Source organism: Methylobacterium sp. A52T, assembly GCF_053346095.1.
This window is the reverse complement of the sequence record NZ_JBKFBI010000177.1, coordinates 1-10,254: the sequence shown is the minus strand read 5'-3', so window position 1 is coordinate 10,254 and position 10,254 is coordinate 1. Positions and strand designations below refer to the sequence as shown.

Below are 10,254 nucleotides of genomic sequence, written 5' to 3'. Positions count from 1 at the left end.
GCGACGGCCGCGGCGGGAGCCTCGGTCCCGGCCGGCTGCGCGCCGTCCCAGTCCCCGTCGCTCCGTTCCGCGTCCGAACGGGCGTCGTCCCGGCCGTCGTCCTGCTGGTCGTCCTGATCGTCGTCGCCGCGATCGTCCTCGGCGCGCCCGTCCTCACCGCGGCCCTCCTGGCGACCGCCGCGCCGGCGGCGGCGACGGCGGCGGCGACGGCCCTCGCCCTCCTCGCGCGACCCGTCCTCGCGGGCCTCGGCGCGACCCTCGTCGGCCTCGCCCTCGGCGTCGGTCTCGGGCTCGGCCTCGTCGGCCTCCTCGTCCTCGTCGTCGAACTCCATCGCGGGCGAGATCGCCTGGGCGCGCACGCCCGTGACCGGGCCCTCCGCCCGCTGGGCCGGCTCACCGCGGTCGAGCTGGAACGGGGTGGTCGCCGCCAGCCGCTCGTCGGCCGCGATCGTGATCGTCACGCCGAAGCGCACCTCGAGCTCGCGCAGGTGCCCGCGCTTCTGGTTGAGGATGTAGAGCGCGATCTCGGTGCGGGTGCGCAGGACGAGGTTGTGGGAGGCCGACTTGAGCAGCACCTCCTCGATCGAGCGCAGGATGTGCAGCGCCACCGACGCGGTGGCGCGCACGAAGCCCGAGCCGCCGCAATGGGCGCAGGGGATCGAGGAGGATTCGAGCACGCCGGTGCGGATCCGCTGGCGGCTCATCTCCAGGAGGCCGAAGGGCGAGATCCGGCCGACCTGGATGCGGGCGCGGTCGTTCTTCAGGCACTCGTTGAGCTTCTTCTCGACGGCGCGGTTGTTCCGCTTCTCCTCCATGTCGATGAAGTCGATGACGATCAGGCCCGCGAGGTCGCGCAGCCGGAGCTGGCGGGCGACCTCCTCGGCCGCCTCCAGGTTCGTCTTGAGGGCGGTGTCCTCGATGTCGTGCTCGCGGGTGGCGCGGCCGGAGTTCACGTCGATCGAGACCAGGGCCTCGGTCGGGTTGATCACGAGGTAGCCGCCGGACTTCAGCGAGACGTGCGTGGAGAACATCGCGTCGAGCTGCTGCTCGACGCCGAAGCGGGCGAAGATCGGCGTCGAGTCGCGGTAGGGCTTCACGACCTTGGACTGGCCGGGCATCAGCATCCGCATGAAGTCCTTGGCCTCGCGGTAGGCGTCCTCGCCGGCGACCAGAACCTCGTCCAGATCCTTGTTGTAGAGGTCGCGGATGGCGCGCTTGATCAGCGAGCCCTCCTCGTAGACCAGGGCCGGCGCCATCGACGTCAGGGTCAGTTCGCGGACCGACTCCCACAGGCGCATCAGGTACTCGAAGTCGCGGGCGATCTCGGGCTTGGACCGCGAGGCGCCGGCGGTGCGCAGGATGACGCCCATCCCCTCGGGCACTTCCAGGTCCTGCACGACCTCCTTCAGGCGCTTGCGGTCGGCCGCCGAGGTGATCTTGCGGGAGATGCCGCCGCCCCGGCCGGTGTTGGGCATCAGCACCGAGTAGCGGCCGGCGAGCGACAGGTAGGTCGTGAGCGCCGCGCCCTTCGTGCCGCGCTCCTCCTTGACCACCTGCACCAGGATGATCTGGCGGCGCTTGATTACCTCCTGGATCTTGTACTGGCGGCGGTAGTGGCGCGGACGCTCGGGGATCTCGGCCAGCGCGTCGCCGTTGCCGCCGACCTGGGCGATCTTGGGCTCGGCGTCGGGATCGTCGGACTCCTCATCGGACTCCTCGTCCGAGTCGTCGTCCTCGTCGGACTCGTCCTCGTCGTCCTCCGACTCGTCCTCATCCTCGTCGTCGTCGGATTCCTCGTCGTCCTCCTCGGAGGCCTCGTCCGACGTGTCGGCCGACGTGTCGGCGGCGGTCGGCGCGGTCTCCTCGGCCTCGCTCTCCTCCGTCACGATCGCGTGCGCGGCGGTCTCGCCCGGCGCGTCGGACACGGTCAGCGCCTCCGCCACGGCGATGCGGGCCTCCGGCTCGGACGGGGCGTCCTCGGACGGGGCGGAGTCGGCGGCGACCGGCTCCGACGCGGCGGGGGCCGCCTGCGCCTCGACCGGCGCGGACTCGGTCGCGGACTCGGCCGCGGGCTCAACGGCCTGCGCCGGCTCGCCTTCCGGGAGGTCGCCGGCGGCGGCCTCGGAGGCGAGGGCCTCCTGCACGGCCTCGGGGTTCTCGGACAGCGTGTCGGGCTGGACGGCCGGGTCGATCCCCGACTCGTTCCGGATCTCGGCCCGGTCCTCGCTCTCGGGCGCCGCGTGCGTGTCCTCGGCGCTCACGGTCTCGTCGGCGCCGCGGGCGCGGGCCTCGGCGCGGCGGCCGCGGGACCGGCGCGACGACGACCGGCGACGGCGCTCCTCGCGCTCGCGGTGCTCCTCGGCGTCGCGGGCCTCCTCCTCGAGGAGCGCCTGCCGGTCGGCCAGCGGGATCTGGTAGTAGTCGGGATGGATCTCGTTGAAGGCCAGGAAGCCGTGGCGGTTCCCGCCGTACTCGACGAACGCCGCCTGGAGCGACGGCTCCACCCGGGTGACCTTGGCGAGGTAGATGTTGCCGCGCAGCTGGCGCCGGTTGGCGGCTTCGAAGTCGAACTCCTCGACCCTAGACCCGTGGACCGTGACGACCCGGGTCTCCTCCGGGTGCATCGCGTCGATCAGCATTTTGTTGGCCATGTCGGACTCTCGGCATGGCGGCCGACGTCGTTCTCCGTGCCCGTGGTCCCGGCGGCGCCTCGCCCGACATCAATGCTGTCGGGCGGGATGCCGGCCTCGTCGCCGAGGCGGATGGGTTCGAGGGGAAATTGCCGTCAACCGCCGTTCGGCGCCCTGGGCGCCTGGGGTTGAAACAGGCCGGGCGGACGGACGGACCGGCGTGACGCACCGTTTGCGCCTCCGGGGCACGCGCAGCCTTATGCTGGGCCGTGCGTCCGTCCATCGTGGTCCCGACCTCGCGAAACAATCTCGGCCGGCGGGGGACCGGCCGTGAATTCCTGGGTGCGGCGGAGGATCTCCGCCGCGTCGTGCGACACCTGCCCGATCGCGGGCGGCACATGCCGCCGCCAAGCGGACCGACAGGGCCCGCCGCGACACCGCGACCGCTTTCGCGAGGAATTCGGTCACGTCCGCGGGCCGTTGCGGCGACCGGCGGGACCGGAGAGGGGTCGACATCATTACAGACCGCTGCGCGGATTTGGCAAGGGTCAACGTGAATAGATGTCACGGGCCTGTCACGGTGCGCGCGGCGCCACGCGACAGGCGTGTGCCTACTCCGCCGCTTCGAGCCGCGGCGTCACCCCGGCGAGCGCCGCGGGCTTCGGGCCGCCGGTCGCCCAGTCGAGCAGCTCGACCGTGTGGACGATCGGGATGCCGGTGCCCTTCCCGATCTGCGTGGCGCAGCCGATGTTGCCGGTGGCGATCACGTCGGGGCGCACGCGCTCGATATTGGCGACCTTCCGGGCGCGCAGCTTCGCGGCGAGCTCCGGCTGCAGGATGTTGTAGGTCCCCGCCGAGCCGCAGCAGATGTGGCCCTCGGGCACGTCCTTCACGGTGAAGCCCGCGCGCTTCAGCAGCGTCTTGGGCTCCAGGCGGATGCCCTGGCCGTGCTGCATCGAGCAGGCCGAGTGGTAGGCCACGACGAGGTCGGTCTCGGCCACGGGGGCCAGGTCGAGCAGCGCGAGGTACTCGGTCACGTCCTTGGCCAGGCTCGAGACCCGCCGCGCCTTCTCGGCGTAGGCCGGGTCGTCGCGGAACATGAAGCCGTAATCCTTGATGGTCGTGCCGCAGCCCGAGGCCGTGACCAGGATCGCGTCGAGGCCCTCGGCGATCTCGGCGTCCCAGGCGTCGATCGCCTGCTTGGCGTGGGCGTGGGCCGACTCCTCCTTGCCCATGTGGTGGGTCAGAGCCCCGCAGCAGCCCTCGTTCGCGTGAACCACCTCGATCCCGTGCCGGTTGAGCAGCCGGATCGCGGCGGCGTTGAAGTCCGGCCGCAGGACGCTCTGGGCGCAGCCGCGCAGGAGGGCGACGCGCCGGGAGGGCATCGCGGCCGCCTGGCCGCCCGCCGGCGGGAACCGGCCCGGCCGGTTCGTCGGCTCGCGGGGCGGCGCCCCGGCCGGCGCGAGGTCGAGCATGGCCGCGAGGCGGTTGCCGACCCGCGGCAGCCGGGCCACCAGCCCCCGGAACGGCGCGCCGAGCTTGGCGGCGGTGAGCGCGAGGCGGAAGCGGCCCGGATAGGGCAGGACCTGGGCGAGGAGCGCCCGCAGGAACCGGTCGCCGGCGGGGCGCGCGTAGGTCTCCTCGATATGCGCCCGGGCGTGGTCGACGAGGTGCATGTAGTGCACCCCCGACGGGCAGGTGGTCATGCAGGACAGGCACGAGAGGCAGCGGTCGACGTGCTTGACCACCTCCTGCGAGGCCGGCTTGCCGCCCTCCAGCATGTCCTTGATCAGGTAGATCCGCCCGCGCGGGGAATCGAGCTCGTCGCCGAGCAGCAGGTAGGTCGGGCAGGTCGCCGTGCAGAAGCCGCAATGCACGCAGGTCCGTAGGATCTTCTCCGACGCCGCCATGGCGGGATCGGCGAGCTGGGCGGGGGCGAAGTTGGTCTGCACGGGTCGCGTCCTCGGCGCCACGCCTCCCCACGCTCGGGGAGGGGCGGGATCTGAAGCTTCAGAGTCCGGCGTACATCCGGCCGGGGTTGAGCACACCGGCGGGGTCGTGCGCCGCCTTGATGCCGGCGGTGAGCCGCATCAGCGGCTCGGCCAGCGGCTCGAACACCGGCACGGCGGCGCGCACGGCGTCGGGCGCCCGCACCAGCGTGGCGTGGCCGCCCTGCGCCCGCACCGCCCGGCGCACCGTCGCGGCGCCGGCATCGCCCGCCGCGCCGGTGGCGAGCCAGATCAGGCCGCCGCCCCAGTCGAAGAACCAGCGCGCGTCGCGCTCGGCCGCGACCGCCGCCGCCAGGGCCGGCCCGCGCGTCGGTGCGGTGGAGATCCGCCACAGGGCGGCCTCCCGCGGCTCGGCGAGCGGCGCCGCGTCGCGCACCGTCCGCCACAGGGCGGTACCGTCCGCGCCGTCCACGATCTCGGGCTCGCCGTAGCGCTTGAGCAGGCGGCGCAGCGCGCCCGCGCGGTAGTCGATGGAGTCGGAGAAGCCCTCGAGGCGCATCAGAGTCCGCGCCTCCGGGGCGCCGATCCCGGCCGGCAGGTGCGCGGCGCCCGTGAGCTCGAAGGGCGAGCCCAGCGCCTCCGACAGGGCGGTCACCGCCCGGGCGTCGTCCAGGCCGGAGAAGACGAGGGTCGCCACCCACTCGCAGGCGGGCAGCACCTTGAAGGTGACCTCGGTGAGCAGGCCCAGCGTGCCGTGGGCGCCGGCCATCAGCTTCACGAGGTCGAGGCCGGTGACGTTCTTCATCACCCGGCCACCCGACTTGATCGCCTCGCCGCGCCCGTTGACGAAGCGCACGCCGATCAGGCTGTCCCGGGCGGCGCCGGCATTGATGCGCCGGGGGCCGGCATTGTTGATCGCCGCCACGGCCCCGAGGGTCGGGTCGCCGGCGGTGCCGTACAGGCCGCGCAGGTCCATCGGCTCGAAGGGCAGCATCTGGCCGCGGGAGGCGAGCAGCGCCTCGACCTCGGCGAGCGGCGTCCCGGCCCGGGCCGCCACCACCATCTCGGCGGGCTCGTAGAGCGTGACGCCGGTGAGCGCCTGCGCGGAGAGCGTCGCGCTGTCCTGCGCGGGCCGGCCGAGCCCCGCGGCGGTGCCGCCGCCGGCGAGGCGCAGGCGCTCGCCGCGCCCGGCGGCAGCCCGCACGATCTCGCCGGCCTCCGCCTCGGTGCCGGGCTCGTAGACGCCCATCGTTCCCGTCCCGGTCCTGTTTGTATCCATTCCAGGACGGGTGTCGCCGGATCCGGCGGCGGATTCAAGCGGAGGTGGAGTCGCGGGGTTTCAGCGGCGGGATTTCCACTGCGGCGGCGGCGCGCGACCCTACTCCGCCGCCACGGTCCCTGCCGGGCGCAGGCGCGCCAGGACCTGGCGGCGCAGGCCGGCGATGTCGAAGATCCAGACCAGGGCACCGTAGAGAACCATCCCGGCCGGGACCAGGACGGCCAGGGCGGTGGCGGGCGGCAGCTGCCGGAAGGGGGCGAGGGCGAGCCCCATCGCCGCGCAGGCGAGCGCGGCGACGCCGATCTCGCCCCAGGGCAGCGCGATGCGCCCCGGGCCGGTGAGGGCGCGCCAGCCGAGCCACGTTCCGGCGGCGGCGAGGCCCGCGGTCTGCGCCACCGCGACGCCGAGCCCGCCCATCCGGTCCGGGAGGACCAGCAGGCCTGCGCCGTTCACCGCGAGGCCGACCAGGGCGGCGGCGACCACCGGCAGGGTCTTGCGGCGGATCTGGAAGACCGGGTTGAGGGCGTAGAACATCATCGCGAGGCAGAACAGGCCCGGCATCAGCACGGTGCTGTAGGTCTCGAACGGCCCGCGATAGGCGTCCGGCACCACCAGCCCCTGGAGGGCCGGCAGCACCGCCCAGAAGCCGACCGCGCAGGGCGCCAGCAGGGCGAACACGGTGCCGGCATTGGCGGCGACCTGCGCCTCTGCGGCGGCGCGGCCGCTCTGCTCCTCCGCCTGCACGGCGAACTGGAACAGCAGCAGGTCGAGGGCGGTGCCCAGCGTCATCAGCGAGCGCGAGGTGACGTCGGCCGCCAGGGCGAAGTAGCCGGCCTCGGCGAAGCCGGCATGGCCCGCGATGGCGCCGCGATTGACGAAGGCGAGGCACTGGTAGGCGGTGTTGGCGGCGATCAGCGGCAGGCCGTAGCGCGCGAAGACCCGCCACGTCGTCGACAGGCGCGGCCGTTCGAGGGGCGTGCGCGGGTCGCGCAGGGGGTGGCGCAGCACCGCCACCGCGAGGAGCTGGCTGAGCCCCGCCGCCGCCAGCACCCAGGCCGGCTGGGGCAGCCACCACGCCGCCGCGGCCATCATGGCGAAGGACAGGACGTTCTTCACCGCCACGAGGCCGAGATACAGCTTGCCGTCGAACCGCGCCCGGGCGAGGGCCGCGTGGTAGTCGAACACGCCGATGCCCAGGGCCGCGAGGCCGGTGCCGCACAGGACCGCTTCGCGCCCGTCGGCGCCGCCGGCGAAGCCGAAGGCCCCGCACAGGGCCGCGGCGGCCAGGAGCAGCGCGCCGATGCGCAGGTAGGCCCGGTCGAGCCCGTGGCGGATCCACGGCTCGTCGACGCGCACGCGCCCCGAGTAGAACCGCGTCGCCGACAGGCGCAGCCACTCGAACAGCACCGTGTTCAGCACGATGGCGCCGGTGGTCGCGAGGGCGAACCGGCCGAAATCCGCCGGCCCCAGCAGCTTGGCGATCAGCAGGCCGAGGACGAAGTTGAGCCCCGCATTGATGACGAAGGCGACGATCACGGCCATGGACGGCGACTCATGCGCGGCGGGATTGCCCCCGCCCGTTGCGTACGCTGTAGCGCGCGAGCCGTAAGACTCCCCTAAACGGGCGAGATCGGGGCGGAGGCCCGCGCGGCTCCCGGCGTCGTCCGGTCACGCGGCCCGGACGGTGTCGAGGAAGCGCGCGACCTCGGCCGCGAGCGTCTCGGACTGGCGCGACAGCGCGGAGGCCGCCGCGAGCACCGCGTTGGCCGCCCGGCCGGTCTCCTCGGCGGCCCCGGCGACGCCGAGGATCGTGCGGGTCACCGCGCCGGTGCCGACGGCCGCCTCCCCGACGTTGCGGACGATCTCCCGGGTGGCCGATCCCTGCTCCTCCACCGCCGCCGCGATCGCGCCCGCCACGCCGCTGATCTCCTGGATCCGCCCCGTGATCGCGCCGATCGCCGCGACGGCCCCGCCGGTCACGCCCTGGATGCCGGCGATCTGGCCCGCGATCTCCTCGGTCGCCCGGGCGGTCTGCGCGGCCAGGGCCTTCACCTCGCCGGCGACGACCGCGAAGCCATGACCCGCCTCGCCGGCCCGGGCCGCCTCGATCGTGGCGTTCAGCGCCAGCAGGTTGGTCTGCCCGGCGATCGCCGCGATCAGCCCGATCACGTCGCCGATCCGCGCGACCGCGTCGCTCAGGTCCCGGACCATCGCGCCGGTCTGCCCCGCTTCCGCGACGGCCCCCTGGGCGAGCCGGGTCGATCCCTCGACCTGCCGGCCGATCTCCTCCACGGAGGCGCCGAGCTCCTCGGCCGCAGCCGCCACGGTGCTGACGTTGGTGGCGGCCTCCTCGGCGGCGGCCGCCACGGTGCTGGACTGGCTGGCGGTCTCGGTCGCGGTGGCCGTCATGGCCTGGGCCGTGCCCTGCAGCGCGGTGGCCGCGTCCGAGACCTGGGCGATGACGCCGCCGACCGTCCGCTCGAAGCGCTCGGCCATCGCCCGCAGGTCGGACCGGCGCCGTGCCTCCGCCGCCTGACGCGCCTCGGCGGCCTCGGATTCGAGCTGGCGGCCGCGGATGAGGTTGTCCTTGAACACCTGGACGGCCCGCGCCATGGCGCCGATCTCGTTGCGGTAGGTGCGCGCCGGGACCGTGACGGAGGCGTCCCCGTCGGCCAGCGCCCCCATCGTGGCGGTCAGCACCCGGAGCGGGCGCAGCACGCCGCCGAACAGGGTCCACAGGCCGAGGGCCACCAGCAGGATCACCGCCAGCAGCGCCGCCCCGCTGCGCGCGACGTCGCCCCGCGCGTCCTCGGCGAGGGCCTCGGCGCGCGCCACCATCGCGTCGAGGGCCGCGTCGCAGAGGGCCACGAGGGAGCGCTGGTTCACCGTGTTGCGGTCGCGCAGCTCCGCGAAGGTGTGGCGCGGGGGCGCGTGCGTGCTGAGCGCGTCGAAGACCGCCCGCGCGATGGCCTCGGTGTCGCCCTCGAAATTGGCGGCCTTCGCCCGCTCGTACGCGGCCCGCACCGTCTCCGAGACGTCGACCGCGGCCTCGGTGGTGCGGCGCCACGCGGACAGAAGCTCGGTCCGCTCCGCCGCCGCCGCGACCGTCTCGGGCAGGGACCACGCCGCGCCGGCGACCAGCGAGGCCTGTACCCGGACCGCGACGTTGCCGCTGGCGACGCGCGTCTCCCAGGCCGCCTGCTTGAGGGCGAGATAGCGCTGCAGCACCGGATCGGACCGGGGAATGGCCGCGTCGACCGCCTTCAGCGTGGCCGTCAGCGCCTCGAGCAGGTCCTGGAAGGCGGCCATCGCGGCGTCCCGCAGCGCCGGGTCACGCCGGGCCAGCGGCAGCCCGAGGGCCGCGTCGATGCGGGGACGCAGGTCCGCCATCTCCGCCTGCGCGGTGCTCAGGCGCTCGAGCGTCGCGCTGACCGCCGGCTCTGCCAGATCGCCCAGGCTGCGCCGGGCCCGGCCGTAATGCTCGGTCAGCGCCTGCCGGCTCCCCGCGATGGTCGACAGGGTCTTCGCGTCCGCCGGCGCCTCACCCCCGAGGGCGAGCGTCGATCCGCGCTCGAGCCGCAGCGGCAGGATCGTCCGGAGGAGGCCCTGGCTCGCCTGCGTCAGGTTCAGGGCTCGCGCGGCGCCCGCCGCCCGCGCCCGCGCGTCGACGAGTGTCCGCACCGCGTTGCCCAGCGCCATGCAGGCCATGATGGCGATCACCAGGCACAGCAACGTCCGGATCGAGAAGCGTCCCAGCCAGCGAGTCATCGGTGAGATCTCATGTCCCGCGATGCGCTATCTTAGAACGTCAGGTTTTCTCAGGCAAACAGCGGAGATTTTTCGACAGAAGTACGAATTTAAACGTCGATTGTCGGCCGATACGTGAAGCGATACGAGAAAAAGACCGGAATAGGGAAGGATTGTCGAGAATTAGACCGCATTCTCGGGTGACGATATCGGCGCGGTCGCCGGCCGCGCGGCGGGCTTGTGCCGGTCCGTGGAGCGGCGCGAGGGACCGGGTATCCTGCGGGCGCACTCCCGAAGAGCCGGAGGTTCAGCGCGGTCGGCCTGCCGGCGCCGTCGCGATGACGGAGAGTGGCGCGAGGACGCGCCTGGCCGGATCTCGCTATCGCCGGGGCGGTGTGCGGGCCGCCGGCGGCTGGGCGGTGGTCCGCGCGGCAGTCCGCGCGGCGCCTACAGCGCGCGCTCGTAGCGCCACGCCTCCATCCCGTCCTCGTAATAGTCCGGCCGCACGGCGAAGCGGGTGTAGCCCCGGCGCTCGTAGAGGCGGATGCCGGCGCCGTTGTCGGCGCGCACCTCCAGCCGGAGCCGGTCGCAGCCCTCGGCGCGGGCGCGGGCCTCCGCGGCGTCGAGGAGCCGGCCGCCGAGGCCGAGG

At 73.9% G+C, this 10,254-nt stretch carries 6 protein-coding genes; all 6 read right to left on the bottom strand.

All coding sequences use genetic code 11. The features are described 5' to 3' along the window. A partial coding sequence (locus ACLBYE_RS27400; protein ID WP_447696587.1) for an Rne/Rng family ribonuclease occupies positions 1-2,651 on the bottom strand: 2,651 nt, incomplete at its 3' end. A 590-nt stretch (positions 2,652-3,241) separates the two neighbouring features. Then, positions 3,242-4,582, bottom strand: a complete 1,341-nt coding sequence (glcF, locus tag ACLBYE_RS27395) for a glycolate oxidase subunit GlcF (protein WP_447696586.1) — start codon at positions 4,580-4,582, stop codon at positions 3,242-3,244. Between the two features lie 58 nt (positions 4,583-4,640). Continuing rightward, positions 4,641-5,828 carry an FAD-binding protein gene (locus ACLBYE_RS27390; RefSeq protein ID WP_447696585.1) on the bottom strand — a complete coding sequence of 396 codons (1,188 nt, stop codon included), beginning with the start codon at positions 5,826-5,828 and terminating at the stop codon, positions 4,641-4,643. A 129-nt stretch (positions 5,829-5,957) separates the two neighbouring features. Next, positions 5,958-7,400, bottom strand: coding sequence for a lipopolysaccharide biosynthesis protein (locus tag ACLBYE_RS27385; RefSeq protein WP_447696584.1), 1,443 nt, complete (start codon positions 7,398-7,400; stop codon positions 5,958-5,960). A gap of 126 nt (positions 7,401-7,526) precedes the next feature. Further along, on the bottom strand, positions 7,527-9,626 hold the full coding sequence (locus tag ACLBYE_RS27380; RefSeq protein WP_447696583.1) for a methyl-accepting chemotaxis protein: 2,100 nt from the start codon (positions 9,624-9,626) through the stop codon (positions 7,527-7,529). 426 nt (positions 9,627-10,052) lie between these two features. After that, the coding region (locus tag ACLBYE_RS27375; RefSeq protein WP_447696582.1) for a GNAT family N-acetyltransferase at positions 10,053-10,254 on the bottom strand (202 nt) is incomplete at its 5' end.